Source organism: Pseudomonas sp. GW821-FHT01D09, assembly GCF_059422465.1.
On the sequence record NZ_JBWKWY010000005.1, the window covers coordinates 244,156 to 270,700 of the forward strand.

23 protein-coding genes are annotated in these 26,545 nt (G+C 62.7%); 13 read left to right on the forward strand and 10 right to left on the reverse strand.

What is annotated here, in order from left to right:
* Positions 1–74: 74 nt before the first annotated feature.
* On the reverse strand, positions 75–821 hold the full coding sequence (locus tag AC07W7_RS08305; RefSeq protein ID WP_495039076.1) for an NRDE family protein: 747 nt from the start codon (positions 819–821) through the stop codon (positions 75–77).
* Positions 822–1,035: 214 nt separating this feature from the next.
* Here AC07W7_RS08305 and lgt point away from each other — a divergent pair, with 214 nt between their 5' ends.
* Positions 1,036–1,848 carry a prolipoprotein diacylglyceryl transferase gene (gene lgt / locus AC07W7_RS08310; RefSeq protein WP_032858860.1) on the forward strand — a complete coding sequence of 271 codons (813 nt, stop codon included), beginning with the start codon at positions 1,036–1,038 and terminating at the stop codon, positions 1,846–1,848.
* 51 nt (positions 1,849–1,899) lie between these two features.
* Positions 1,900–2,871, forward strand: coding sequence for a thymidylate synthase (locus AC07W7_RS08315; RefSeq protein WP_076963122.1), 972 nt, complete (start codon positions 1,900–1,902; stop codon positions 2,869–2,871).
* Between the two features lie 114 nt (positions 2,872–2,985).
* On the opposite strand, the gene cadR is transcribed toward AC07W7_RS08315, so the two are convergent.
* Positions 2,986–3,435 carry a Cd(II)/Pb(II)-responsive transcriptional regulator gene (gene cadR, locus AC07W7_RS08320; protein WP_076963123.1) on the reverse strand — a complete coding sequence of 150 codons (450 nt, stop codon included), beginning with the start codon at positions 3,433–3,435 and terminating at the stop codon, positions 2,986–2,988.
* A gap of 85 nt (positions 3,436–3,520) precedes the next feature.
* Between cadR and AC07W7_RS08325 the strand changes: the two genes are divergently transcribed.
* The 7 genes from AC07W7_RS08325 (at position 3,521) to AC07W7_RS08355 (ending at position 12,604) form a co-directional block, all read left to right on the forward strand.
* On the forward strand, positions 3,521–5,833 hold the full coding sequence (locus tag AC07W7_RS08325; RefSeq protein ID WP_495039077.1) for a heavy metal translocating P-type ATPase: 2,313 nt from the start codon (positions 3,521–3,523) through the stop codon (positions 5,831–5,833).
* Between the two features lie 16 nt (positions 5,834–5,849).
* Positions 5,850–6,713 carry a LysR family transcriptional regulator gene (locus AC07W7_RS08330; protein WP_169900903.1) on the forward strand — a complete coding sequence of 288 codons (864 nt, stop codon included), beginning with the start codon at positions 5,850–5,852 and terminating at the stop codon, positions 6,711–6,713.
* Positions 6,714–6,950: 237 nt separating this feature from the next.
* Entirely contained in the window at positions 6,951–8,015 is a 1,065-nt protein-coding gene (locus AC07W7_RS08335; protein WP_495039078.1) for a putative 2-aminoethylphosphonate ABC transporter ATP-binding protein, read from the forward strand.
* A gap of 1 nt (position 8,016) precedes the next feature.
* On the forward strand, positions 8,017–9,741 hold the full coding sequence (locus AC07W7_RS08340; protein ID WP_495039079.1) for a putative 2-aminoethylphosphonate ABC transporter permease subunit: 1,725 nt from the start codon (positions 8,017–8,019) through the stop codon (positions 9,739–9,741).
* Positions 9,742–9,767: 26 nt separating this feature from the next.
* Complete coding sequence (locus AC07W7_RS08345; protein ID WP_495039080.1) at positions 9,768–10,793, forward strand: putative 2-aminoethylphosphonate ABC transporter substrate-binding protein; 1,026 nt, start codon at positions 9,768–9,770, stop codon at positions 10,791–10,793.
* A gap of 123 nt (positions 10,794–10,916) precedes the next feature.
* Complete coding sequence (locus AC07W7_RS08350; protein WP_495039081.1) at positions 10,917–12,050, forward strand: TIGR03364 family FAD-dependent oxidoreductase; 1,134 nt, start codon at positions 10,917–10,919, stop codon at positions 12,048–12,050.
* Positions 12,050–12,604: a phosphonate degradation HD-domain oxygenase gene (locus AC07W7_RS08355; RefSeq protein WP_495039082.1), complete on the forward strand. Its 555-nt coding sequence runs from the start codon at positions 12,050–12,052 to the stop codon at positions 12,602–12,604. Before AC07W7_RS08350 ends, AC07W7_RS08355 begins: the two co-directional genes overlap by 1 nt.
* Here the strand turns inward: AC07W7_RS08355 and AC07W7_RS08360 are convergent.
* Entirely contained in the window at positions 12,601–13,968 is a 1,368-nt protein-coding gene (locus AC07W7_RS08360) for a DUF3482 domain-containing protein (protein WP_495039083.1), read from the reverse strand. The genes AC07W7_RS08355 and AC07W7_RS08360 overlap by 4 nt on opposite strands.
* Positions 13,961–15,340: a DUF2868 domain-containing protein gene (locus AC07W7_RS08365; protein ID WP_495039084.1), complete on the reverse strand. Its 1,380-nt coding sequence runs from the start codon at positions 15,338–15,340 to the stop codon at positions 13,961–13,963. Before AC07W7_RS08365 ends, AC07W7_RS08360 begins: the two co-directional genes overlap by 8 nt.
* A gap of 69 nt (positions 15,341–15,409) precedes the next feature.
* On the opposite strand from AC07W7_RS08365, the gene AC07W7_RS08370 reads away from it, so the two are divergent.
* The gene (locus AC07W7_RS08370) at positions 15,410–15,922 is read left to right on the forward strand and encodes a dihydrofolate reductase (protein ID WP_076963133.1); all 513 of its coding nucleotides are present in this window, start codon (positions 15,410–15,412) and stop codon (positions 15,920–15,922) included.
* Positions 15,923–15,995: 73 nt separating this feature from the next.
* Here the strand turns inward: AC07W7_RS08370 and AC07W7_RS08375 are convergent, their stop codons facing one another.
* A complete protein-coding gene (locus tag AC07W7_RS08375) occupies positions 15,996–17,387 on the reverse strand; it encodes an L-cystine transporter (protein WP_076963134.1) in 1,392 nt (463 codons plus the stop codon).
* A gap of 242 nt (positions 17,388–17,629) precedes the next feature.
* On the opposite strand from AC07W7_RS08375, the gene AC07W7_RS08380 reads away from it, so the two are divergent.
* Positions 17,630–18,688: an HAD family hydrolase gene (locus AC07W7_RS08380; protein WP_413469164.1), complete on the forward strand. Its 1,059-nt coding sequence runs from the start codon at positions 17,630–17,632 to the stop codon at positions 18,686–18,688.
* Positions 18,689–18,838: 150 nt separating this feature from the next.
* Here AC07W7_RS08380 and ilvD read toward each other — a convergent pair whose 3' ends face one another.
* The 3 genes from ilvD to AC07W7_RS08395 all read right to left on the reverse strand — a co-directional run bounded on the left by ilvD (position 18,839) and on the right by AC07W7_RS08395 (position 23,550).
* Positions 18,839–20,680, reverse strand: coding sequence for a dihydroxy-acid dehydratase (gene ilvD, locus AC07W7_RS08385; protein WP_076963136.1), 1,842 nt, complete (start codon positions 20,678–20,680; stop codon positions 18,839–18,841).
* Between the two features lie 227 nt (positions 20,681–20,907).
* Positions 20,908–22,107 carry an MFS transporter gene (locus tag AC07W7_RS08390; protein WP_495039085.1) on the reverse strand — a complete coding sequence of 400 codons (1,200 nt, stop codon included), beginning with the start codon at positions 22,105–22,107 and terminating at the stop codon, positions 20,908–20,910.
* Positions 22,108–22,353: 246 nt separating this feature from the next.
* Positions 22,354–23,550, reverse strand: a complete 1,197-nt coding sequence (locus AC07W7_RS08395; RefSeq protein ID WP_057960898.1) for a class I SAM-dependent rRNA methyltransferase — start codon at positions 23,548–23,550, stop codon at positions 22,354–22,356.
* Positions 23,551–23,829: 279 nt separating this feature from the next.
* On the opposite strand from AC07W7_RS08395, the gene AC07W7_RS08400 reads away from it, so the two are divergent.
* A complete protein-coding gene (locus tag AC07W7_RS08400) occupies positions 23,830–24,642 on the forward strand; it encodes an HDOD domain-containing protein (RefSeq protein ID WP_495039095.1) in 813 nt (270 codons plus the stop codon).
* 21 nt (positions 24,643–24,663) lie between these two features.
* A complete protein-coding gene (mutM, locus tag AC07W7_RS08405; RefSeq protein ID WP_076963139.1) occupies positions 24,664–25,476 on the forward strand; it encodes a bifunctional DNA-formamidopyrimidine glycosylase/DNA-(apurinic or apyrimidinic site) lyase in 813 nt (270 codons plus the stop codon).
* A gap of 124 nt (positions 25,477–25,600) precedes the next feature.
* Here the strand turns inward: mutM and AC07W7_RS08410 are convergent, their stop codons facing one another.
* Both AC07W7_RS08410 and coaD read right to left on the reverse strand, forming a co-directional pair.
* The gene (locus AC07W7_RS08410) at positions 25,601–25,852 is read right to left on the reverse strand and encodes a YfhL family 4Fe-4S dicluster ferredoxin (RefSeq protein WP_003213796.1); all 252 of its coding nucleotides are present in this window, start codon (positions 25,850–25,852) and stop codon (positions 25,601–25,603) included.
* Positions 25,853–25,955: 103 nt separating this feature from the next.
* The gene (gene coaD, locus AC07W7_RS08415; RefSeq protein WP_003176711.1) at positions 25,956–26,435 is read right to left on the reverse strand and encodes a pantetheine-phosphate adenylyltransferase; all 480 of its coding nucleotides are present in this window, start codon (positions 26,433–26,435) and stop codon (positions 25,956–25,958) included.
* Between the last annotated feature and the right edge of the window lie 110 nt (positions 26,436–26,545).

A 26,545-nucleotide genomic window follows, 5' to 3' on the forward strand; every position in this document is an offset into this window, starting at 1 on the left:
TCAGTCAACTAAGATGTCGACTGATCCAATGCTATCGCGGGCAAGCCCGCTCCCACCGTTGACCTGCGGCGCTGTTAGATCTTGAGTTCCACCTCACCCAGCCGCCCACCATGGGGGCCAAAACTGCGCTCGACCATATGCCGCATGCCATCGGCATGCACAATCAGCGCGGTACTCGCCCGCGTCCCGTAACTGGGGCTGGCGATAAACACACTCGACAACAAACTCTCCGTGGCCAACCCCACCCCGGTATCCGGCAGTTCGGCAAAGGGCGCGGTCTGCGGGTCGTTCAAAATACCCAGCAAGGCTTCCGGTTGCGGATCATCCAGCACGTGGGCCAGCGCCGCCTTGGCCTTGAGCAGTTTCGGCCATGGCGTGTCCAGCCCGGCATTGGATAAGCCATAGATCCCGGCCGTCAGTTGGGTAGGCGTCGACTCATGGGCGTTGTAGTGCCATAGCTCTTGAGGCGTGCCAATCAGCAGGTTGAAGCCGGCATATTCAATGGATCTGCCGTTAACATCGGCTAAATAGTCGCCAACCGGCAGCGAACCGTTGAGAAAGCGTGCCACCAACTCGCCCCGGGACTTGCGCGCCGGTGGCTGGTGCGGGTCACGGATATTGGTCAGCGCGGCAAACCGTCCATCGGCGCCAATCCCCAGCCAGGTGCCCCCGGCTTCCTGGTCGCGGCCGGCATACACCTGCGGTGCATCCAGCCACTGGGCCAGGGGCAGGCTGGGCCGGGCGTAGAATTCGTCACGGTTGGCCGCGACGATCAGCGGCTGGGCATGGCCCGGCCGCCAGGCGAAAACAATCAGGCACATAAGGCGATCCCTTTGTGTTTTGCCCACTCTACCCATAGAACCGCCGGCTATCCATCGTATCGAAGTTGGGCCAGAGGCCTCCCATCCGTTAACATGCCAGGCTGCTTGGCGTGGGGGGCGTACTTCTTCATTTGATCGAACTGCTGTAACGCAGGCTTAATCGCCCACCGGCATGGTCCGTGCGCAATAACCAATGATTTAACGAGGAGTCGCAATGCTGCCTTACCCGCAGATCGACCCGGTGGCCCTGGCCATCGGTCCGCTGAAAATCCACTGGTACGGGTTGATGTACCTGATCGGCATCGGCGGCGCCTGGCTGTTGGCTTCCCGACGCCTGAACCGCTTCGACCCGACCTGGACCAAGGAGAAGCTCTCCGACATGGTGTTCTGGATGTCGATGGGCGTGATCGTCGGCGGGCGCCTGGGCTACGTGCTGTTCTACGACCTGAGCGCGTACCTGGCCAACCCGACCCTGATCTTCGAGGTGTGGAAGGGCGGCATGGCATTCCATGGCGGCTTTATCGGCGTGATGCTCGCGGCCTGGTGGTTTGGCCGGCGCAATGGCAAGTCATTCTTCCAGTTGATGGACTTCGTCGCACCGATGGTGCCGATTGGCTTGGGGGCCGGGCGTATCGGCAACTTTATCAACGCCGAATTGTGGGGCAAGCCGACCGACGTGCCGTGGGCCATGGTGTTCCCGCCGTTCAGCGACCCGGCGCAACTGCCGCGCCATCCGTCGCAGTTGTACCAGTTCGCCCTCGAAGGCGTGGCGCTGTTCCTGATTCTCTATATCTTCTCGCGTAAACCGCGCCCCACCATGGCGGTTTCGGGGATGTTCGCCCTGTTCTACGGGATCTTCCGCTTTATCGTCGAGTTCGTGCGGGTGCCGGATGCGCAACTGGGTTACCTGGCCTTTGGCTGGCTGACCATGGGGCAGGTGCTGAGCATTCCGATGATTCTCGCCGGCCTGGGCATGCTCTGGTGGGCTTACAACCGCCCGCAGGCGATCAAGAACACCGCGCTATAAATTTGAACGCCGGGGCCTTGGGGCCTCGGCTTCACCGATACAGGTAATGTCATGAAGCAATATCTCGAGCTGGTTTCCCACGTCATCAACAACGGCACCAAGCAGGCCAACCGCACGGGCGTGAACACCATCAGCTTCCCCGGTGCGATGTTGCGCTTTGACCTGCAGGAAGGTTTCCCGGCCATCACCACCCGCAAAATGGCCTTCAAATCGGCTATTGGCGAGATGTGCGGCTTTTTGCGTGGGGTGAATAACGCCGCCGAATTCCGCGCCCTGGGCTGCAAGGTCTGGGACCAGAATGCCAACGAAAACGCGCAGTGGCTGGCCAACCCGTTCCGCCAGGGCGAGGACGACCTGGGCGAGATCTACGGCGTGCAATGGCGCAAATGGCCGGCGTACAAGCAGATCCCGCTGAGCAACCAGGCGGCCATCGAGCAGACCCTGGCCCAGGGCTATCGCCAGATCGCCGAAGGCGAGGAAGACGGCCAGGCCTACGTGGTGCTGTACAAGGCCATCGACCAGATCCGCCAGTGTGTCGACACCATCATCAAGGATCCGGGCAGCCGGCGCATCCTGTTCCACGGCTGGAACTGCGCCCAGCTCGATGAAATGGCCTTGCCGCCGTGCCACCTGCTGTACCAGTTCCACCCGAATGTGCAGACCAAGGAAATCTCCCTGACCCTCTACATCCGTTCCAACGACCTGGGCCTGGGCACGCCGTTCAACCTCACCGAAGGCGCCGCGCTGCTGAGCCTGATCGGGCGCCTGACCGGCTACACGCCGCGCTGGTTCACCTATTTCATTGGTGACGCGCACGTCTACGAAAACCACCTGGACATGCTCAACGAACAGCTCAAGCGCGAGCCATTCGCCGCGCCGAAACTGGTGATCAGCGAGCGCGTGCCGGAGTTTGCCAAGACCGGGGTGTACCAGCCGGAGTGGCTGGAGCTGATCGAGCCGGGCGACTTCTCGCTGGAAGGCTATGAGCACCATGCGCCGATGACGGCGCCGATGGCGGTCTAGTCCAGACCGCATCGTCTGCATCGCAGGCAAGCCAGCTCCCACATGTGACCGAGTACTCAGGCACATGTAGGAGCTGGCTTGCCTGCGATGGCGTCAGCTCAGTTACCCCATTATCTAATGGCCGTGACTACGACCCACATGTGAATGCTCCGCCTCACTGGCCGCCACACTCCCACTGACCTCCAGGCGCTGCAAGATCCCGCACTGCTCAATCTCCGGCCCTTCGCCACAACGCTGGCGCAGGTCGAGCAATTGCTTCTGCAAGGCCAACAACCCATCAATCCGCGCCTTGACGTGATGGATATGCTCGTCGATCAGTGCATTGACGCTTTCGCACTGGTCCTGGGGGCTGTCGCGCAGGCCCAGCAGGCTGCGGATCTCTTCCAGGGTCATGTCCAGGCTGCGGCAGTTGCGGATAAACGTCAGGCGCTCGGTGTGGGCCTGGGTGTACAGGCGGTAGTTGCCCTCGCTGCGAGCCGGCGGCGGCAGCAGGCCTTCCTTCTCGTAATAACGGATGGTTTCCACCGGGCATTCGGTCAGTTTTGCCAGTTCACCGATCTTCATCGCAGCAATCTCCAAAAGGGGGCTTGACCCTATAGTGGCTACAGGGTCTTTACTTGGCAACAGGCACCTCTATGGACGCGACACAATGAGCGATTCCCTGCGCACCCCACACAAGCACGACCACAGCCACGACCACGGTCATGATCATGACCATAGCCATCACGACCACAGCCATGATCATAGCCACCATGATCACGCGCAAAAGCTTGCGCCTGTGAAAAAGCATGATCACGGCGGCGATTCCTGCTGCTCCGGCGCGGCGGCCCCGTCGTTGGTGACGTTGACGCAAGCCACCAGCGCCAACGCGCGCCTGAGCACTTTCCGCATCGAAGCCATGGACTGCCCCACCGAGCAGACGCTGATCCAGAACAAACTGGGCAAGATGGCCGGTGTACAGCAACTGGAATTCAACCTGATCAACCGCATCCTCGGTGTCACCCACGACCTGCCGAGCACTGCACCGATCGTCGAGGCCATCAAGTCCCTGGGCATGCAGGCCGATCCGATCGAAGAGGGCGTGCCGGCCGCCGCACCACCGGCCAAGAAGCATTGGTGGCCGCTGGCCCTGTCTGGCTTTTGTGCCCTGGCGGCAGAGGTGATCCATTTCACCAGTGCCGCACCGACCTGGGTGGTGGCGCTGGTGGCGCTGGTGTCGATCCTCAGTGGCGGCCTCACCACCTACAAAAAGGGCTGGATTGCCCTGAAAAACCTCAACCTGAACATCAACGCGCTGATGAGCATCGCCGTGACCGGTGCGATCCTGATCGGCCAGTGGCCGGAAGCGGCGATGGTGATGTTCCTGTTTACCGTGGCCGAGTTGATCGAGGCCAAGTCCCTGGACCGTGCGCGCAATGCCATCAGTGGCTTGATGCAGATGACCCCGGAACGGGCCACGGTGCGCCAGGCTGACGGTAGCTGGGTCGAACAGGAGGTCAAGAACATTGAGTTGGGTGCGATCGTGCGGGTACGCCCCGGCGAGCGCATTGGCCTGGACGGCGAAGTCAGCGCCGGCCAGTCCACCATCGACCAGGCACCGATCACCGGCGAAAGCCTGCCGATCGAGAAAACCGTGGGCGATAAAGTCTTCGCCGGCACCATCAACCAGGCCGGTTCCCTGGAATACCGGGTGACCGCTGCCGCCAACAACTCCACCCTGGCGCGCATCATCCATGCCGTGGAACAGGCCCAGGGCTCGCGGGCACCGACCCAGCGCTTTGTGGACAGCTTCTCGAAAATCTACACCCCGGTGATATTCCTGTTTGCCCTGGCCGTGGCCGTGATCCCGCCGCTGTTCATGGGTGGCGTGTGGTTCGACTGGATCTATCGCGCCCTGGTGCTGTTGGTGGTTGCCTGCCCTTGTGCCCTGGTGATTTCCACCCCGGTCACCATCGTCAGCGGCCTGGCGGCTGCCGCGCGCAAAGGTATCCTGATCAAGGGCGGCGTGTACCTGGAGGCCGGCTACAAACTGGACTACCTGGCCCTGGACAAGACCGGCACCATCACCCACGGCAAGCCGGTGCAAACCGACTACCTGGCGTTGTTCCCCAACGTAGAAGACCACGCACCGGCCTTGGCCGCCAGCCTGGCCGCGCGTTCCGACCACCCGGTGTCGCTGGCGATCGCCAATGCCGCGGTGGATAAAAACCTGCCGCTGCGGGTTGTGGATAACTTCGAGGCCCTGGCTGGGCGCGGGGTACGCGGCGAGATCAACGGTGAGGTCTACCACTTGGGCAACCACCGCCTGGTGGAGGAGCTGGGCCTGTGCTCGCCGGCCCTTGAAGAAAAACTCTTCGCCCTGGAAAAACAAGGCAAGTCCGTGGTGCTGCTGCTCGACAAATCCGGCCCAATGGCGCTGTTTGCCGTGGCCGATACGGTCAAGGACAGCAGCCGCGAAGCCATCCAGCAGTTGCACGACCTGGGCATCAAGACCCTGATGCTCACCGGCGACAACGTCCACACCGCCCGGGCGATTGCTGCCCAAGTGGGCATCGACGAGGCCCAGGGCGATCTGTTGCCCACCGACAAGCTCAAGGCTATCGAGGACCTGTACGGGAAAAACCACCGGGTCGGCATGGTCGGCGACGGCATCAACGACGCCCCGGCCCTGGCTCGCGCCGAGATTGGTTTTGCCATGGCCGCCGCGGGCACCGACACGGCCATCGAGACCGCCGACGTGGCGCTGATGGATGATGATTTGCGCAAGATTCCGGCATTCATACGCTTGTCGCGTCAAACGTCGAGTATCCTCAAGCAAAACATCGGCCTGGCGTTGGTGATCAAGGCGATCTTCCTGGTCGTCACCTTCATGGGCATGGCCACCATGTGGATGGCGGTGTTTGCCGATATGGGCGTGAGCTTGCTGGTGGTGTTCAATGGTCTGCGCCTGTTGCGCAAATAGTCGATGAGAGGGTGGTGTGCTGAGTGCCGAGCTGAAGGCGTTTTACATGGTCGCCCGCCTGGGCAGCATTACCCAGGCGGCGAAAAAGCTCGGCCTGAGCCAACCCACGGTGACCACCCAGATCCGCCATCTGGAAAGCCAGTACGCAGTTGAGCTGTTCTATCGCGGTGGCCGCCGCCTCACCGTCAGCGACGAAGGGGCGCGGCTGCTGCCGATGGTCAAGGCGTTGTTGCAGCAGGAAGCGGATATTGAGTTTTTTCTGCGCAACAGTGGCCAGCTCCAGGGCACGTTGCGGATCGCCGCGACTGCGCCGTATTACATCCTCGACCTGGTGAAAACCTTCCGCGAACGCCTGCCGCACGTCGAGGTGGCGGTGGAAATCGGCAACTCCCAGCAGGTCCTCGAAGCCCTGGATGATTACCGGGTGGATGTCGCCGCCTCCTCGCAGCTGCTGGAAGACCCGCGCCTGATCCGCCGGGTGCTGGGCAGCGACCCGCTGGTGCTGGCAGTGCATCGCAATCACCCGTTGGCCGTGCTGGAACATGTGCCGCTCAGTGCACTGGCGGGGCATACCCTGTTGATGCGCGAGGCAGGGTCCACCACCCGGCGCCTGACCGAAGAGATGCTCAAGGGCAGCGGTGTGAGTTATGGGCCGCTGCTGGAAATCGGCAGCCGCGAATCGATTCGCGAGGCGGTGCTGCGCAATATCGGCATCAGCATCATCGCCCGCCAGGAAGTGCCCCATGACCCGCAGCTGCGGGTGCTGACCATCGAGAACGCGCCGCAGATTCCTGAGTACCTGTACTGCCTCAAGGAGCGCAAAGGTGCGCGGTTGCCGGCGGCGTTTCTGGGGTTGGCGCAGGAAATGTCGCCGCTCTGAAAGATTTTTGATGGTTTTAAAATCGCCATCGCAGGCAAGCCAGCTCCCACACTTGAAGGTATTCACAGCTCCAAATGTGGGAGCTGGCTTGCCTGCGATAGCGGTAGACCAAACACCCCAAGGCTATACCCCTACCCAAATCCACCAATACCACTATCACCCGCTTTTGCCTTCCTGCCACACCAGGGACGCATTTGCTCCCTAGCATGGCCTTCATCCGTTCGATGAGGTGCCATCATGCACACAGTCCAGCTCAACCCCGGCGCGCCGATGAAGGTGCGTGGTATTCAGAAGCGCTTTGGCGCCTTTACTGCCCTGGACCATGTGTCCCTGGACGTCGCCGCCGGTGAACTGGTGTGCCTGCTCGGCCCCTCGGGCTGTGGCAAGACCACCTTGCTGCGCTGCATCGCCGGCTTGGAACGCCAGGACAGCGGCGAGTTGTACCTGGGGGATCGCGATGTTTCCCTACTGGCGCCTCAGGCGCGGGACTACGGCATTCTGTTTCAGTCCTACGCGCTGTTTCCCAACCTCAGCGTCGAGGCCAATATCGGCTACGGCCTGAGCGGCAGCGGTCGCGATGAAGTGCGCAAGCGCGTGGCACAGATGCTGGAGCTGGTGGGCCTGAGCGGCAGCGAAAAGAAATACCCCGGCCAACTGTCCGGCGGCCAGCAGCAACGGGTCGCCCTGGCCCGTGCCCTGGCGCCGGCCCCGTCGCTGTTGCTGCTGGACGAACCGATGTCAGCCCTCGATGCCCGGGTGCGCGAGCACCTGTGTACCGAACTGCGCCAACTGCAACGTCGCCTGGGCATCACCACCCTGATGGTCACCCACAACCAGGACGAGGCCATGTTGATGGCCGACCGCATCGCCGTGATGAACAACGGCAAGGTCGAGCAGTACGCCACCCCACAAGAAATCTACGACCGCCCGGCCACACCGTTCGTGGCCGAATTTGTCGGCCAGGGCAACTGGCTGCCGTTCAGCCGCAACAGTGCCAGCCACGCCCAGGTCGGCGGGATGAACGTACGCTTGGCCGAAGACAGTGGTAAAGCGGCGTCGGGCCGCCTGTTCTGCCGCCCGGAAGCGATCAGCATCAACCCGCCGGCGCACGAGGAAAACCTGTTCCCGGCCAAGGTCCGCGAGATCACCTTCCTCGGCAACCGTTGCCGCATGAGCTTTGAACTGAACCAGTTGCCCGGCCACCCGCTGCTGGCCGAACTGGCGCCGGAAGCCATGCCGCGCCTGGGCGCCCAGGATATCTGGGTGGCACTGCCGCCGCGCAGCCTGCAGGTGTTTGCCTGAGATGGCCGCGGATATGACCCTGCCGATACCCGGCCGCGTGGCCCGTCAGGTTTCCCGTGCGCAAATCGGCGACCGTATTTTTGTCCTGGGCGGCAAGTTGCTGCTGCTGTGCCTGTTGAGCATCGCCGTATTGCTGCCGTTGCTGGCGATCTTCTGGCGCGGTTTCAGCGCCGAAGACGGCCAGGGCGGCGGCCTGGTGGCCGCGCGCGAGCTGCTGACCAGCGCCAACTTCCATTGGCTGCTGGGCAATAGCCTGAAGGTTTCCCTCAGCGTTGCGATCATTGTCGTACCCCTGGCCTATCTGTTTGCCTACGCCCTGCAACGCACGCTGATCCCCGGCAAGCCCCTCTGGCGCGGCCTGTCGTTGCTGCCGCTGATGGCGCCGTCGATGCTGCCGGGCATCGCCCTGGTGTACCTGTTCGGCAACCAGGGCCTGTTGCGCGGCCTGCTGTCAGACAACATCTATGGTTTCTGGGGCATTGTCCTCGGTGAAGTGATCTACACCTTTCCCCATGCGCTGATGATCCTGCTGTCGGCGCTGTCCCTGGCGGATGCGCGGCTGTTCGACGCGGCGTCGAGCATGGGCGCCAGCCCGGCCCGGGCGTTTCGCAGCATCACTTGGCCGGCGACGCGCCAGGCCGTGTTCGCCGCGTTCTGCCTGGTGTTCACCCTGACCATCACCGATTTCGGCGTACCGGTGGTGGTGGGCGGTGACTATCAAGTGCTGGCGCTGGAAGCCTACAAGGCCGTGGTCGGCCAGCAGCAGTTCGGTCGCGGCGCCTTGATCGGCATGGTGTTGCTGCTGCCGGCGCTGCTCAGTTTTGCCGTGGATACCTGGCTGCGCCGGCGCCATGGCGATGCCATGAGCGGCCGTGCCCAGGTGTTCCAGCCGGCGCCATCGCGCCTGCGGGATGGCTGCTACCTGGCGATTGTGCTGCTGATCTGCGCGGTGTTGCTGTTGGTGTTCGGCATGGCGGTGTATTCGTCGCTGGTGAAGTTCTGGCCGTACAACCTGTCGCTGTCGCTCAACCACTATCAGTTCGACGACACCGCCGGCGGCGGCTGGCTGGCCTATCGCAACAGCCTGACCATGGCGATCTGCACCGCCCTGATCGGCAGCGTGCTGATCTTTACCGGCGCTTACCTGATGGAAAAGACCAAGGGGCAAAAGGGCTTGAACCTGGCGCTGCGTATGCTCAGCTTTGTGCCGATGGCGGTGCCGGGCCTGGTGCTGGGCCTGGGCTACGTGTTCTTTTTCAACCTCAACGGCAACCCGCTGCATGTGCTCTACGGCACCATGACACTGCTGGTGGTGTGCACCATTGCGCACTATTTGACCACTGCGCAGATGACCGCCACCACCGCCCTGCGCCAACTCGACGCCGAGTTCGAGGCCGCCGCGCTGTCGCTCAAGGCGCCGCTGTACCGCCACTTTTTGCGGGTGACGGTGCCGATCTGCCTGCCGGCGCTGTTGGACATCCTGCGCTACCTGTTTGTCTCGGCGATGACCACCGTATCGGCCGCGATCTTCCTCTACAGCCCCGACACCATCCTCGCGGCGGTGGCGGTGCTGAACATGGACGATGCCGGCAACGTGGGCGGCGCGGCGGCCATGTCGACCCTGATTCTGTTCACGTCAGCCGGCGTCTCGCTGCTGCTGGCGTGGGCCTCACGCGGCTTGTTGCGCCGCTCCCAGGCCTGGCGCCAAACCGCGCCTGGTCAATAACTCTGCCCCCCACAAGGACACGCACCATGTTCAAGCCCCTGGCCCTCGCCGCTGCTGTGCTTACCGCGTTCAGCCTCAATGCCTTTGCTGCCAAGACCGAGTTGACCGTGTACACGGCCCTTGAGGCCGAGCAGTTGAAGACCTACAAAAAAGCCTTCGAGGCGGCCAACCCGGACGTCGAGATCAAGTGGGTGCGCGACTCCACCGGCATCATCACGGCCAAGCTGCTGGCGGAAAAAGCCCGCCCGCAAGCCGATGCCGTGTGGGGCCTGGCGGCGTCCAGCCTGGCGATCCTCGATCAGCAGGGCATGCTGCAAAGCTACGCGCCCAAGGATCTGGACAAGATCGGCAAGAACTACCGCGACGCCGCCAACCCACCGGCCTGGGTCGGCATGGACGTGTGGGCCGCGACCATCTGCTTCAACACCGTCGAAGCCGAGAAACGGGGCCTGAGCAAGCCGATCAGCTGGCAGGACCTGACCAAGCCTGAGTACAAGGGCAAGATCGTCATGCCGAACCCGGCGTCATCCGGCACCGGCTTTCTTGACGTCAGCGCCTGGTTGCAGACCTTCGGCGAGAAGCAGGGCTGGCAGTACATGGATGACCTGCACCAGAACATCGGCCAGTACGTGCACTCCGGTTCCAAGCCGTGCAAGTTGGCGGCGTCCGGGGAGTTCCCGATCGGTATCTCCTTTGAATACCCGGCGGTGCAGTTGAAGCGCCAGGGCGCGCCACTGGATATCGTATTGCCCAAGGAAGGCCTGGGCTGGGATATCGAAGCCACGGCGCTGATCAAGGGCACGGCGCACCAGGAGGCGGCGCAGAAACTCGCCGACTTCTCTGCCAGCCCCGCCGCGATGGAGTTGTACAAGGAGAATTTCGCGGTGCTGGCCCAGCCGGGCATTGCCAAGCCGCAGACCGAATTGCCGGCGGACTATGAGCAGCGCCTGATCAAAAACGACTTTGCCTGGGCCTCGAAGAACCGCGACAGCATCCTGGCTGAGTGGCGCAAGCGCTATGACGGCAAGTCGGAGAAAGTGGCAGGTCAATAATATTCGTTGGGGCTGATGGCCTCATCGCCGGCAAGCCAGCTCCCACATGTTGATCTGTGAATACATTCAAATGTGGGAGCTGGCTTGCCGGCGATAGCGGCCTCAAATTCAGGACATCACTTAATGACACACCACAGCGACCTACTGATCATCGGCGCCGGCATCCTCGGCCTGTCCCACGCCTACGCCGCCGCCAAACGCGGCCTCAGGGTCAAGGTGTTCGAGCGCACCTCCACGCCCCTGGGCGCCTCGGTGCGTAACTTCGGCCAGGCCCTGGTCACCGGCCAACCGCCCGGGCAGATGCTCGACCTGGCCCGGCAAAGCCGTGAGATCTGGGGCCAATGGGCACAACTGGCAAACCTGCCACTCAAGCGCAATGGCTCCTACCTGTTTGCCCGCACCGAAGCCGAAGAACACCTGCTGGAGGCTTTTTGCGCCGGGCGCGCCAAGGCGCATGGCTACCGCGTCAACCTGCTGCAAGGCGCCGCGCTGCATGATCTGTATGGCGGCCAGTTTCGCCATCATCGCGCCGCGCTGCACGGCCTGGACGATCAGCAGCTGTATTCACGCCAAGCACTCCCCGCGCTGATCAACTACCTGCACCGCGAACTCAAGGTGGAGTTCCACTTCTCCACCCTGGTACGCGATATCGAACCGGGCCAGGTGCACAGCACCGCTGGCAGCTTTCGTGGCAAGCAGATCATCGTGTGCTCCGGCCACGACTACCAGACCCTGCTGGCCGAGCAGATCGCCGCACTCCAGCCGCAAATCTGCCAACTGCAAATGCTCCGTGCCCGGCCCAAGGTCGACTTGAACCTGCAGCACGCGCTGCTGACCGGCCTGAGCTGCGTGCACTACGGCGCCTTCGCCGACTTGCCGGAAGCGGCGCCGGTGCAGGCGCAGATTCTGCGCGACACGCCGCACCTGCATGAGCATGGCATCCACCTGTTGATCAGCCCGACGCCCCATGGCGAGTTGATCATCGGCGATTCCCACCATTACGGCAGCGATCCATCGCCGTTCAACGGCGAACAGGTGGACAACTGGATGATCGAACTGGCAGAACAGACCCTGGGCTGCCCGATCCAGGTCGTGGAGCGCTGGCAAGGCGTCTATGGTGCCCGTGGGCCGGCGCCGTTTTCGTTCCTGCGCGCCGCCGACGGGGTCAGAGTGGCCTTGATGCACACTGGCGTGGGCATGAGCGTGGGGCCGGCGCTGGCCGAGCGCGCTATCACTGAACTGTGGGGGGAGGCGTGATGAACGCTGAGCAGGTAGTCGCCGAAGTCTTCGGCCTGTACGAACAGCATGGTGCCGCCGACTACATCGGCGAGCCGGTGTCGCAGATCGAGCATATGTCCCAGGCCGCGCAACTGGCCATGGCCGAGGGCTTCGACGATGAAGTGGTGCTGGCGGCGTTCTTCCATGATATCGGGCATCTTTGCGGCCAGGGTGGCGCGAATATGGGCGGCTACGGCGTGGTCAGCCACGAACGCCTGGGCGCCGATTACTTGCGGCGTGCCGGGTTCAGCGAGCGCCTGGCGAAACTGGTGGAGTACCACGTGCAGGCCAAGCGCTACCTGACCTTCAGTCAGCCGGACTATTACGCGCGTTTGAGCGAGGCCAGCCGCCGCACCCTGGGTTACCAGGGCGGGGTGATGACAGCCGACGAGGCCCGTGTGTTTGAGCAGGACCCGCTGTGTGCGGTGAGCCTGCGCATGCGCCACTGGGATGAACAGGCCAAGGCAATGCACGTGCCGCTGCTCGACCTTGAGGTGTTAAAGGCCAAGGCCCGGCACTTGCTGGCGGCTTAGGCCTCGTCCAGGCGCTGGGCCAGGGCTTGGATCTGTTCCTGGCGCTCGGCCTGGCTCAACCTTGGGTGAGGGTTGAGGGACGACCATTGCGGATGGGCGCGCGCCTTGTGCAGGGCGTCGGGCAGCTTGCCTTCGCGCCAGCTCTTGTCCTGCGGGGTATCGACCTTGATGCTGTGCAGCGCCGCATGCCCGCGCAGGTTCAGGGCCTTGAGCAACTGGCGCTGGCGCAGGGCCAACAGGCGCAATACGCTGTCATCCACGGTCAGTTCGCGCTGGCCCTTGATCTTGCCCAGCAGACGGCTGCCGTAGCTGCGTGCGGTTTGCAGCGCGCCGCCGGCAATCGCCCCGGCCAGGGCGGCGGCGCCCAGGGTCAGGCCGCCGACCAGCAAGTCCACACCCGCCCCGGCGGCGGCCCCCGCGGCAATCCCGCCGCCGACCCGCACCCCCAGTTGCTTGAGGGTTTCGGGGTTGAACAAATCATCGCCCCAACGCCCGTCCAGCAAGGGCAGGTCGCTGGCGGCGGCGTCTTGCGGGCGGAAGCCGTAGAGTTTGAGCAGGGCCTCGACGCAACGTTGTTCGCGCTGGCGCACGGCCTTGCGCAGATCGCTGATGGCTTGCTGTTCATCCTCGGTGACCACGCTGCGCCGACACGCGGCGCAATCGATCAGCAGCTCGGCGATCAGGCGTGCGGCGCTTTGCTGGCGCGCCTGGCGCTGAGCCTCCTGGTCGAGGATCAGCCGTTCCAGCTGTGGCCGTGCGCTTTCCAGCAACAGGGCCAGGCTTTCATACAACCGCCGCTCGCCATCTTCGGGGGGCGCCACGCTGTCAAAGCGCACCAGCGCATGCAGGCCCAGGCGGGCCAGGGCTTCGCGCCAATCCGGCTCGCGGTGGTCGCTGCTGCTGACAAAGTTGAGCACCGGCAGCAGCGGTTTGCCGCAACTGGCCAGCACTTGCAGCTCGTCGCGGTATTTGGCCAGCACCGGCTCCCGCGCATCGATCACGTACAGGCCGGCGTCGGACGCCAATAACTGGCGCAGCACCTTGGCCTCCTGTTCAAAGCGCTGGCGGGCTTCGCTGCCTTCAAGGAAACGAGCGAGGCGGGCCGGGCCGTCGAGGCGTTCGCCGGGGCGGTCGAGGCGCTCCAGGTAGTCGAGCAGGGCGATGGCATCTTCCAGGCCCGGGGTGTCGTACAGCTCCAGCAAGGCCTCGCCGTCGACTGACAGGCGCGCGCCTTCGACATGTCGGGTGGTGCTGGGGCGGTGGGACACCTCGCCAAAGCCCACGTCCCGGGTCAGGGTGCGCAGCAGCGAGGTCTTGCCGACGTTGGTGTGGCCGACCACCGCCAGTTTCAGGGGTTTAGTCATGACCGGTCTCCAACCAAGTGAGCGGCGCGCAGTCGGCGAAGGGGAGATCCAGTTGCTGTAAGGCCGTGTGCCAATCACCGAGGCGCTCGGCATCCAGTGCCTGGCCGGGCGGTGCTTGCAGCAGCCAGACCCGGGTAGCGCTGGCGCTGCGGGCCAGTTCGCCGATCAGCGCCAGGCTGCCGCGATCCGGCGAGCGGCGTGGGTCGCAGGCGATCACCAGGCGCGCCGGCGGGAAGCGAGTCAGTTGCTCCAGCAGTGTGTGGCGCGATTCGCGGCTGTCGAGGATACCGGCGTCCTTGACCGTGGCCGGCAGTTTGGGCGGCCAGGGACGCTGGTCGTCCAGTTCGATGGCCACCAGCAGCGCGCCATCGCTGTGCAGTTCGCTGGCGCCGCCGCTGACGTGGTGCAACTGCTCTGGCGCGGCATCGTTGACGCCCAGGCGTTCGCTGCTGGGCATCAAGGCTTCGCGCAAGTGGGCGTAGCCGGGCAGGTTGAGGTCCAGGGCCAAGGCAGCGCGCCCGCGTTGCCAGCGCCATAGGCACAGCACCGCGAGGATCAGCCGGGGCAGCAGGCCATAGACCAGCAACACCCCCACCAACCACGCAGCCCAGGCCTGGCGGGCGCTTTCGAGAGTCAGCGCCGAGTCGCCGCTGGCGCGGATCATCTCCACGGTCGGTACGCTAAAACCCAGCAGCGCAGGCAGGCTGCCCAGGGCCTGAGTCACGCTGACAAAGGTGTCGGCGCCGAGAAGGGTGGTTTCCCAGACAAACCCGTAGCGCCGGGTGGCCATCAAGGTCAGCAGGATCACTAGCGCGCTGCACAGCGCCAGCAGCCACAGGCCATTGACCAGCACGCCCACCGCCCAGCGGTTGAGCTTCTGGCGCTGCAGCAACAACAACAGCGCTGGCGCCAGTTGTGCGGCCTTGGCATCGCGGGCGAGCTTTTCGCTGAGCCATAACCACAGGCGGCCGAGGCTGGCGCTGTGTTCGCCGGCAAACAATAGGCCCAGGGCCCAGCTCAGCAGCAGGATCAGGTTCAAGCCCAGCAGGCTGCCCAGGGCCCAGAACACATTGACCGGGGCCAGGCCGTTGCCCAGGGCGGCGAAGGCCAGGCCAGCGCCGCTGACGATGGCCAGCACCATCAGCACGATCAGCGCCAGGCGTGCGCCTTGCAGCCAGTGGAGCAGGGCGGCGCGCAGGCCGTCACGCTCGGCCAGCCACAACGCGCGGTTTTGAATGCGCGTCGGCAGGTCGCCGCCGTGGCTGCGGGCCAGTCGATTGGCTTCATGGTCTTCCAGGGGGCCGGCGTGTTCTTCACGCAGGCGCACGGTTTCCGTCAGCCAGAGTGTGTGCAGGGGAGTCAGAGCAGTCACGCGCCGTCCTGTTGTGTCAGTGAGCCTGGAGCATAACCCCTGGCCCGCGCCTCTGGTATTCTCGTCGCCATGAAAAAAACTCTCCCTTTAAGCCTGATCGCAGCCCTCGGTGAAAACCGCGTGATCGGCGTCGACAACAGCATGCCCTGGCATTTGCCGGCGGATTTCAAATATTTCAAGGCTACCACCCTGGGCAAGCCGATCATCATGGGGCGCAAGACCTGGGATTCCCTGGGTCGACCGTTGCCGGGTCGCTTGAACATTGTGGTCAGCCGTCAGACCGATTTGGTGCTCGAAGGTGCGGAAGTTTTTCCGTCCCTCGATGCAGCCGTTGCGCGCGCCGAGGCTTGGGCACTGGAACAGGGCGTGGACGAGCTGATGTTGATCGGCGGCGCGCAGCTGTATGCGCAGGGGCTGGAGCAGGCGGATCGCCTGTATTTGACGCGGGTGGGGCTGAGCCCGCAAGGGGATGCGTGGTTTCCAGAGTTTGATACCAACCATTGGAAGCTGGTGTCGAATGTGCAGAACCCGGCTGAAGGCGACAAGCCGGCCTATAACTTTGAAGTCTGGGAAAAAGCCTAAAAGCATCGCGGGCAAGCCCGCTCCCACATGGTGACTCAACTGTGGGAGCGGGCTTGCCCGCGATAGCGCTCTATCAGGCCTGCGCCAACTCAGCGTGCTCATCGGCATTGAGCCGTTCTTTATCGGTCTGCTGCATGATCTGGCTGGTAATCGCCCCCGCCGTCATCGAACCGTTGACGTTCAACGCCGTACGGCCCATGTCGATCAGCGGCTCCACGGAAATCAGCAGCGCCACCAACGCCACCGGCAGGCCCATGGCCGGCAGCACGATCAGCGCGGCAAACGTCGCACCGCCGCCCACACCGGCTACACCGGCCGAACTCAGGGTCACGATTGCCACCAGGGTAGCGATCCATAGCGGGTCGAGCGGGTTGATGCCCACGGTCGGCGCCACCATCACGGCCAGCATCGCCGGGTACAGGCCGGCGCAGCCGTTCTGGCCAATCGTCGCGCCGAACGAGGCGGCGAAGCTGGCGATGGACTGCGGGATGCCCAGGCGGCGGGTCTGCGCCTCGATGCTCAGCGGGATGCTCGCCGCGCTGGAGCGGCTGGTGAAGGCAAAGGTCAACACCGGCCATACCTTGCGGAAGAAACGCAGCGGGTTGATCCCGGCCAGCGACAGCAGCAGGCCGTGGACCACAAACATCAGCCCCAGCGCCAGGTAAGACACCAGCACAAAGCTGCCGAGCTTGATGATGTCTTGCAGGTTGGAGCTGGCGACCACTTTGGTCATCAGCGCCAGCACGCCGTAGGGGGTCAGCTTCATCACCAGGCGCACCAGGCGCATCACCCAGGCTTGCAGGGTGTCGATGGCGTTCAGCACTTTCTGGCCTTTTTCCACGTCATCCTTGAGCAGTTGCAGCGCGGCAACCCCCAGGAACGCAGCGAAGATCACCACACTGATAATCGACGTCGGCTTGGCCCGGGCCAGGTCGGCAAACGGGTTCTGCGGGATGAACGACAGCAGCAACTGCGGGATATTCAGGTCGGCGACCTTGCCCGCATAGTCACTCTGGATCACCTGCAGGCGCGCCAGTTCCTGGGTGCCGGCCACCAGGCCTTCGGCGGTGAGGCCGAACAGGTTGGTCAGGCCGATACCGATCAGCGCCGCGATGGCGGTGGTGAACAGCAGCGTGCCGATGGTCAGGAAGCTGATCTTGCCCAGGGACGCGGCGTTATGCAGGCGGGCCACGGCGCTGAGGATCGAGGCGAACACCAGCGGGATCACGATCATCTGCAACAGTTGCACATAACCATTGCCCACCAGGTCGAACCAACTGATCGAGGCCTTGAGCACCGGGTGGCCGGCACCGTAAATGGTGTGTAGCACTCCACCAAACACCACCCCGAGTACCAGTGCGAGCAGGACCTTTTTGGCCAGGCTCCAGTGGGTGTGACGGGTTTGGGCCAGGCCCAGCAATAACGCCAGGAACACCAGCAAATTGAGAATCAGCGGCAGATTCATTGAAGCTCCAAGTAAATGGCTGCCAGTCGCCTGAGCGTGCGACTGCGAACCGGAAAGCCTAACAGCTTGAAATATATTGATTTAATACCGTTATGGAATGACTACTGTCGTTTTTGGAATAAGGGATCGGCGCCTAGAGATAAATGGGTGGCGGTATCAGGACGCAGACCGTCGTGCTGGTGCCGGAAACCGTCACAAGGATTTGCTAGCGTTGTGGCCTTTCACTCAGGGAGAAAACGCACATGAAGCTTGCGCCGAGACTGTTTGCCGCCGCGCTATGCCTGGGGCTTGCCAGCCAGGTCATGGCCGCCACCGAGTTGAAACACTGGCCGGCACCCGCCGCCAAGCAACTGAATGCAATGATCGCCGCCAACGCCAACCAGGGCAATTACGCGGTGTTCGACATGGACAACACCAGCTACCGCTTCGACCTCGAAGAATCGCTGCTGCCGTATATGGAAAACAAAGGCCTGATCACCCGCGACAGTCTCGATCCTTCGCTCAAGCTTATGCCCTTTAAAGACACCGCCGACCATAAGGAAAGTCTGTTCAGTTACTACTATCGCCTGTGCGAAGTGGACGACATGGTCTGCTACCCGTGGGTCGCCCAGGTGTTTTCAGGCTTTACCCTCAAGGAACTCAAGGGCTACGTCGATGAGCTGATGGCGAGCGGCAAGCCGGTGCCGGTCACCTACTTCGAAGGCGATGTGGTGAAGAACATGGAGGTGCAACCGCCGAAAATCTTCACCGGCCAGACCGAGTTGTACAACAGGCTGATGGAAAACGGCATCGACGTGTATGTGATGACGGCGGCCTCTGAAGAGCTGGTGCGCATGGTCGCCTCGGATCCGAAGTACGGCTACAACGTCAAGCCGCAGAACGTGATTGGCGTCACCACCTTGCTCAAGGACCGCCAGACCGGCGAACTGACAACCGCCCGCAAGCAGATCAGCGCCGGCAAATACGACGAAAAAGCCAACCTGGGTCTGGAGCTGACCCCCTACCTGTGGACCCCGGCAACCTGGATGGCCGGCAAGCACGCGGCGATCCTCACCTACATCGACGAATGGAAAAAACCGGTCCTGGTCGGCGGCGACACCCCTACCAGCGACGGCTACATGCTATTTCACGATGTGGACGTGGCCAAGGGTGGCATCCACTTGTGGATCAACCGCAAGGACAAGTACATGACCCAGCTCAACGGCATGATCGCCAAGCATGCTGCGGCCCAGGCCAAGGAAGGGTTACCGGTGACGGCGGATAAGAACTGGGTGATCGTCAAGCCTGACGAAATCCAGTAACCCTGTAGGAGCTGGCTTGCCAGCGATGGCATCGACTTCGGTGTATCAGGAACACCGTGGTGTCTGCATCGCAGGCAAGCCAGCTCCCACATTGATCTTCGGTAGGCAAAAAAAGCCCCGCACTTGGCGGGGCATTTTTATGGGCGGGGCTTACAGGCCGTCGAGCATGGCCTTGTTGCGCACCGCACCCTTGTCGGCGCTGGTGGCCAGCAGGGCGTAGGCTTTCAGGGCGGTGGTGACTTTGCGCGGGCGCTTCTCCACCGGTTTCCAGCCTTTCTTGTCCTGCTCGACCCGGCGTGCAGCCAGTTCTTCGTCGCTGATCAACAGGTTGATCGAGCGGTTCGGAATGTCGATCAGCACCTTGTCGCCATCCTGCACCAGGCCAATCGCGCCACCGGCAGCGGCTTCTGGCGACGCATGGCCGATGGATAGGCCCGAAGTACCGCCGGAAAAACGCCCGTCGGTCAGCAGTGCGCAGGCTTTGCCCAGGCCCTTGGATTTCAGGTACGAGGTCGGGTAGAGCATTTCCTGCATACCCGGGCCGCCTTTCGGGCCTTCGTAGCGGATGATCACGATGTCGCCTTCTTTCACTTCGTCGGCGAGGATGCCGCGCACCGAGCTGTCCTGGCTTTCGTAGATCTTGGCGCGACCCTCGAACACATGGATCGACTCATCCACGCCGGCAGTCTTCACCACGCAGCCGTCGAGGGCGATGTTGCCGTAGAGCACGGCCAGGCCGCCTTCCTTGGAGTAGGCGTGTTCGACACTGCGGATGCAGCCGTTTTCACGGTCGTCGTCCAGGGTGTCCCAACGGGTCGACTGGCTGAACGCCGTCTGGGTCGGAATGCCGGCCGGGCCCGCTTTGAAGAAGGTGTGCACGGCTTCGTCGTTGGTCTGGGTGATGTCCCACTTGGCGATGCCTGCGGCCAGGGATGGGCTGTGCACGGTCGGCAGGTCGGTGTGCAACAGGCCGCCACGGGCCAGGGAGCCCAGGATCGAGAAGATCCCGCCGGCGCGGTGCACGTCTTCCATGTGGTACTTCTGGATGTTCGGCGCGACCTTGCACAACTGCGGCACATGCCGGGACAGGCGGTCGATGTCGCGCAGGTCGAAGTCGATCTCGGCTTCTTGCGCCGCGGCCAGCAAGTGCAGGATGGTGTTGGTGGAACCGCCCATGGCGATATCCAGGGTCATGGCGTTTTCAAAGGCCTTGAAGTTGGCGATATTGCGCGGCAACACCGACTCGTCGTTCTCGGTGTAGTAACGCTTGCACAGCTCGACGATGGTGCGGCCGGCCTGCAAAAACAGCTGTTCGCGGTCGCTGTGGGTGGCCAGTGTGGAGCCGTTGCCCGGCAAGGCCAGGCCCAGGGCTTCTACCAGGCAGTTCATCGAGTTGGCGGTGAACATGCCGGAGCACGAACCGCAGGTCGGGCAGGCGCTGCGCTCGTATTCCGCAACCTTCTCGTCAGAAGCGCTGGAATCGGCGGCGATGACCATGGCATCCACCAGGTCCAGGCCGTGGGAGGCGAGCTTGGTCTTGCCGGCTTCCATCGGCCCGCCGGAGACGAAAATCACCGGGATGTTCAGGCGCAGGGCGGCCATCAGCATGCCAGGGGTGATCTTGTCGCAGTTGGAGATGCAGACGATGGCGTCGGCGCAGTGGGCGTTGACCATGTACTCCACGGAGTCGGCGATGATCTCGCGGCTCGGCAGGGAATAGAGCATGCCGTCATGGCCCATGGCGATGCCGTCATCCACGGCGATGGTGTTGAATTCCTTGGCCACGCCGCCAGCGCGTTCGATCTCGCGGGCGACCAGTTGGCCCAGGTCCTTGAGGTGGACGTGGCCCGGTACGAACTGGGTGAACGAGTTGGCAATCGCGATGATCGGCTTCTTGAAGTCGTCATCTTTCATCCCCGTGGCACGCCACAGTGCGCGGGCGCCGGCCATGTTGCGGCCATGGGTGGATGTTTTCGAGCGGTAATCTGGCATGGAGCACTCCGGGCGGCTAATCAGGTACTAAATAGGGGAGTGAGCTTCTATTGACGTCTGGAACACTCAGAAATAGCCGTGTGTCCGGAGGTTGCCGCAAACGCTACGGGATCGCCGTGCGCATTGGCCTTGAGCTCATAAACCCGCCGGGGGATGACTGGCGATGAATAGGGTCGATTCTACACCGCTGGCGGCGGGAGGGAATGGCGAGAAGCATGTCCGGGGCTTTATCGCCCGACCCGCGTATTTGTCAGCCAGCCCCAGAGGCTGAAGACGATAAAGCTTGCAGCAATGGTCATCAGCAAATGCGTTCCGGTTTGTGCAAGGGCGGCGCTGCTGATAGCGGCCGTCAGGAACATGATGCTGTTGCCCGCCGAGGCGGCGGTGCCCGCGCTGCTTGAGAACAGCAGCATCGCCGCCGAAATGGCCGCCGGGCGCACCAGGGTCACGGCCAGGGCGCTGATCAGCATCGGGATCAGCAGGGTTATGGTGGTGATGGCATCCAGGCTGACGATCAGCATCAGTAGCACACCGGCCACCAGCAGTAACCCCAGGCCGATATTGATTTGCCGGGCCAGCGAGATGCGTTTTTGCAGAAACGAGGCCGCCACGCCGCCCAGCAGATAGGCCACGCCGTAGACCATCAGCACCAGGGCGTACTGGTATTCGGACAGTTTCAGCCCATCCATGAACATCAGCGGTGTGACGCTGATCAAGGCGAAGTAGCAGGCGAACACCAGTGCGGCGATCCACCAGTAGCGCAGGAAGTCCCGATTGCCGGCCACGGCTTTCAAGGTGGCGATGATCGACACCGATGCGCGATGGGGGCTGGCGGACTTGGACGGCAGGATGCACAACGCATGGATCAACATGCCCAATGCCATCACCGCGAACCCGTAGAAGCTGCCTTGCCAGTCAAAGGTGGTTTGCAGCCAGGAGCCGATCAGCGGTGAAAGAGCGACGAACGAGCCGCTCAGGGTCATGTAATACAGGCGCACGCGGGCCCGGTCCTGCTCCTCGAACAGGTCCTCCACCAGGGCGTGGCCCAGCACGAAGAAGCCACAGCCCATGGCCTGCACGCTGCGAAACAGCAGGAAGGTCAGGTAGTCCGGTGCCAGCGTGCAGCCTATCGCCCCCAGGATCGACAGTGTGATGCAGCCAAGCAGGACTTCCTTGCGCCCCCATTTATCCGAGAGTGGGCCGGCGATCAGTTGGGAGATCGAAAAGACCAGGGTAAACAGGCTGATGGACAGCGCGACATTGGCGCTGGGCGTGTCGAACCTGGCGGCGAGGGCCGGAAATGAAGGCAGCAGGATATTGATCGGGAAGAAGCTGATCAGGGCAATGCAGGTGATGAGGGTGAAGCGGGAAAGATACTGGCGTTTGGCTGGGCCATCGAGGACGGGCGAGCAGGTGGAGTCAGACATTGTTTTTGTTTTCCGCAGTGAAGCCAGAAACCGATACTAGTCTGCAAAAAGTGGAATTCAATCAAAACCTTTGAGGGAAATTTCCTGGGGGTGCGTGGCTGGCGACAGTAGGAAAAATCTTTCTGACACGGCGCAAAAAAGGTGGGAGCTGGCTTGCCTGCGATAGCGGCGTAACAGATTAAAAATCTGTAACTGATACACCGCTATCGCAAGCAAGCCCACTCCCACCTTTGCTCTGCGTGTTACTTAGCTATTGGGCAACAACCGGCACGTAATGCTCTTGATATACCGCGTCTCGGCAATCGCCGGGTGCACCGGGTGGTCCGGGCCCTGGCCGCCGCGTTCGAGCATCTGGATATTGCGGTCCAGGTGGCGGGCGCTGGTCAGCAGGATGTTTTGCAGGTCGTCTTCGGGCAGGTGCATGGAGCACGAGGCGCTGACCAGGATGCCGTCCTTGCTGAGCAGGCGCATGGCTTGCTCGTTCAGGCGACGGTAGGCGCCTTCGCCATTCTTCATGTCTTTCTTGCGCTTGATGAAGGCCGGTGGGTCGGCGACGATCACGTCGAAGCGTTCTTCGCTGGCTTTCAGTTCTTTCAACGCTTCAAACACGTCGCCTTCGATGCAGGTCATTTTCTCGGCAACGCCGTTCAGTGCGGCGTTGCGCTCTACGCCATCCAGGGCGAAGGCCGAGGCATCGACGCAGAACACTTCACTGGCACCGAACGCTGCGGCTTGCACGCCCCAGCCGCCGATGTAGCTGTACAGGTCCAGTACGCGCTTGCCCTTGGCATACGGGGCCAGGCGGGCGCGGTTCATGCGGTGGTCGTAGAACCAGCCGGTCTTCTGGCCCTGGATCACCGGGGCCTCGAATTGCACGCCGTTTTCTTCCAGGGCGACCCACTCTGGCACCAGGCCGAATACGGTTTCGACGTAGCGGTTGAGGCCTTCGGCATCACGCGCGGCGGAATCGTTCTTGAACAGGATGCCGCTGGGCTTGAGCACTTGGGTCAGGGCCGCGATCACGTCTTCTTTATGGGCTTCCATGGTCGCCGAGGCGATCTGTACCACCAGGATATCGCCAAAACGGTCGACCACCAGGCCCGGTAACAGGTCGGAATCGCCGTAGACCAGGCGGTAGAACGGCTTGTCGAACAGGCGGTCGCGCAGGGACAGGGCGACGTTGAGGCGGTGCACCAGCAGCGACTTGTCCAACGGCAACTTGATGTCGCGCGACAGCAGGCGCGCGCAGATCAGGTTGTTCGGGCTCATGGCCACGATGCCCAGGGTCTTGCCGCCGGCCGCTTCGAGGATGGCCTGGTCGCCTGCCTGGAAGCCGTGGAGTGGGGTGGCGGCCACGTCGATTTCGTTGCTGTAGACCCACAGGTGGCCGTTGCGCAAACGACGATCGGCGTTGGCTTTGAGACGCAGGCTTGGCAGGGACATGACGTCGCTCCGGAAAAAAGAGCGGGAGTATACCCTTTGCGCACCGGTTCATGTGGGCGCTGGCTTGCCTGCGATGCAGACGGCGCGGTGTATCTGACGTACGGCGGTGATGCAATCGCAGGCAAGCCAGCTCCCACATTTGATCGCGGTTCGGTTCGGGTTTTTGAGGTGTCGGTCAGCTTTGCTTAGAGGTTAGAATTCGCGCCTAGCCTAGAGTGTGTATTTATGTCCCAAGAGCTTTCCGCCGAACAGATCCAGCAGGCCCTGCAAGGCATCAGCGTGCCGCCCCAACCGCAAATCATGGTGGATTTGCAGATGGAGCAGTACATGCCCGATCCAGACCTGGAAGTGATTGCCCGGCTGATCTCCCAAGACCCGGGCCTGTCCGGTTCGTTGTTGAAAATCGTCAACTCGCCGTATTACGGCCTGAGCAACAAAATTGCCTCGATCCAACGCGCAGTCAACCTGCTGGGCAGCCGCTCCATCGTCAACCTGATCAATGCCCAGTCGATCAAGGGCGAGATGAGCGATGACACCATCGTCACCCTCAACCGTTTCTGGGACACCGCCCAGGATGTGGCAATGACCTGCCTGACCCTGGCCAAGCGCACCGGCTCCCAGGCGGTGGACGAAGCCTACGCCCTGGGCCTGTTCCATGATTGTGGCGTGCCGCTGATGCTCAAGCGCTTCCCCGACTACATGAACGTGCTGGAGGATGCCTACGCCAAGGCGGGGCCCGAATGCCGGGTGGTCGACACCGAGAACAGCGCGTTCCATACCAACCATGCGGTGGTGGGTTATTACACCGCCAAGTCCTGGCGCCTGCCGGAGCATGTGACCAACGCCATCGCCAACCACCACAACGCCCTGGCGATTTTCAGCGATGAGTCGGCGCGCAACAGCCCGTTGAAAAACCTGCTGGCAATTTTGAAGATGGCCGAGCATATCTGCGCGTCCTATCGGGTACTGGGCAACCAGGTGGTTGACCATGAATGGGACAGCATCGGCCATCTGGTGCTGGATTACGTGGGCCTGTCAGACTACGACTTCGAGAGCCTGAAGTTGTCGATCCGCGAGTTGGGCGCGCACTAACCTTTCTATTGCGAGACGAATATGCCTGAGCTGCCAGAAGTCGAAACCACCCGGCGCGGGATTGCGCCGCACCTGGAAGGCCAGCGGGTCAGCCGGGTCGTCGTACGTGAACGGCGCCTGCGCTGGCCGATCCCCGAAGACCTGGATGTGCGCCTGTCCGGGCAGCGCATCGTGCTGGTGGAGCGGCGGGCCAAGTACCTGCTGATCAATGCCGAAGTCGGCACCTTGATCAGCCACTTGGGCATGTCGGGCAATTTGCGCCTGGTGGAAGTCGGTTTGCCGGCGGCCAAGCATGAACATGTGGATATCGAGCTGGAATCGGGCCTGGCCCTGCGCTACACCGACCCCCGGCGCTTTGGCGCGATGCTCTGGAGCCAGGACCCGCACAACCACGAACTGCTGCTGCGCCTGGGGCCGGAGCCGTTGACCGACCTGTTTGACGGCGAGCGTCTGTTCCAGCTGTCCCGTGGGCGCTCCATGGCGGTCAAGCCGTTCATCATGGACAACGCGGTGGTGGTGGGGGTGGGCAATATCTATGCGACCGAGGCGCTGTTTGCCGCCGGGATCGACCCGCGCCGGGAGGCCAAGGGCATTTCCCGTGGGCGTTACCTGAAACTGGCGATCGAGATCAAACGCATCCTCGCGGCCGCCATCGAGCGCGGCGGGACGACCTTGCGCGACTTTATCGGTGGCGATGGCCAGCCGGGGTATTTCCAGCAGGAACTGTTCGTCTACGGCCGGGGCGTCGAGGCGTGCAAGGTCTGCGGGACTGAGCTGCGCAATGTGATGCTGGGGCAGCGGGCGAGTGTGTTTTGCCCCAAGTGCCAGAGCTGAGGTTCGCGGGTGCTGCGAATGGCCTCATCGCAGGCAAGCCAGCTCCCACATTTGAAGGTGTTCACAAGTCAAAATGTGGGAGCGGGCTTGCCCGCGATGAGGCCCGCCCAGCCACCACAAGGTCTCAGGCCTTGCCGGTAATCAACCGGTACTTCTCCATCAACTGCTCTTCAGTCTCGGGGTGTGCCTCATCCAGCGGGATGCAATCGACCGGGCACACTTGCTGGCACTGGGGTTCGTCGTAGTGGCCGACACACTGGGTGCACAGGTTGGGGTCGATCACGTAGATCTCTTCACCCTGGGAAATGGCAGCGTTCGGGCACTCGGGTTCGCAGACGTCGCAGTTGATGCAATCGTCGGTGATGATCAGGGACATGGAAACTCCTGCCAGGGCACTCTGCCAAGGCATCTGAAAAACTAATGCGCGCAATTGTGCCGCATTGGCGCCCGCAGTGCGAGCGGGCGCCGGTCGAGCGGTCTTACTTCTTGAAGCGCAGCGTCAGCGCATCGGCGACCGCAGGGTGCACAAACTTGGTGATATCCCCGCCCAATGCCGCGATTTCCCGCACCAGGGTCGAAGAAATGAACGAATAACGTTCCGACGGTGTAAGAAACAGGCTCTCCACGTCCGGCGCCAGTTGGCGGTTCATATTGGCCAGCTGGAATTCATACTCGAAGTCCGACACCGCCCGCAGCCCGCGCAGGAAGACATTGGCGTTCTGCTCCTTGGCAAAATGCGCCAGCAGCGTCGAAAAGCCCACCACTTCAACGTTGGGCAGGTGCTTGGTGACCTCGCGGGCCAGCTCCACACGCTGTTCCAGGGGAAACAGCGGGTTTTTCTTGGGGCTGGCCGCGACCGCGATGATCACATGGTCGAACAAGCGCGAGGCGCGTTCGACCAGATCGCCATGGCCTTTGGTAATCGGGTCGAAGGTACCTGGGTACAACACTCGGTTCATCGCGTCGTCCTGGCGGAGTCCGTTGGGGAACCGGATGGTATCGCAGCCATCCCGGTCGGCCAAGTCAACTTATGCAGAAGAAAGCACTATAGACACCGCGAATACCTGGT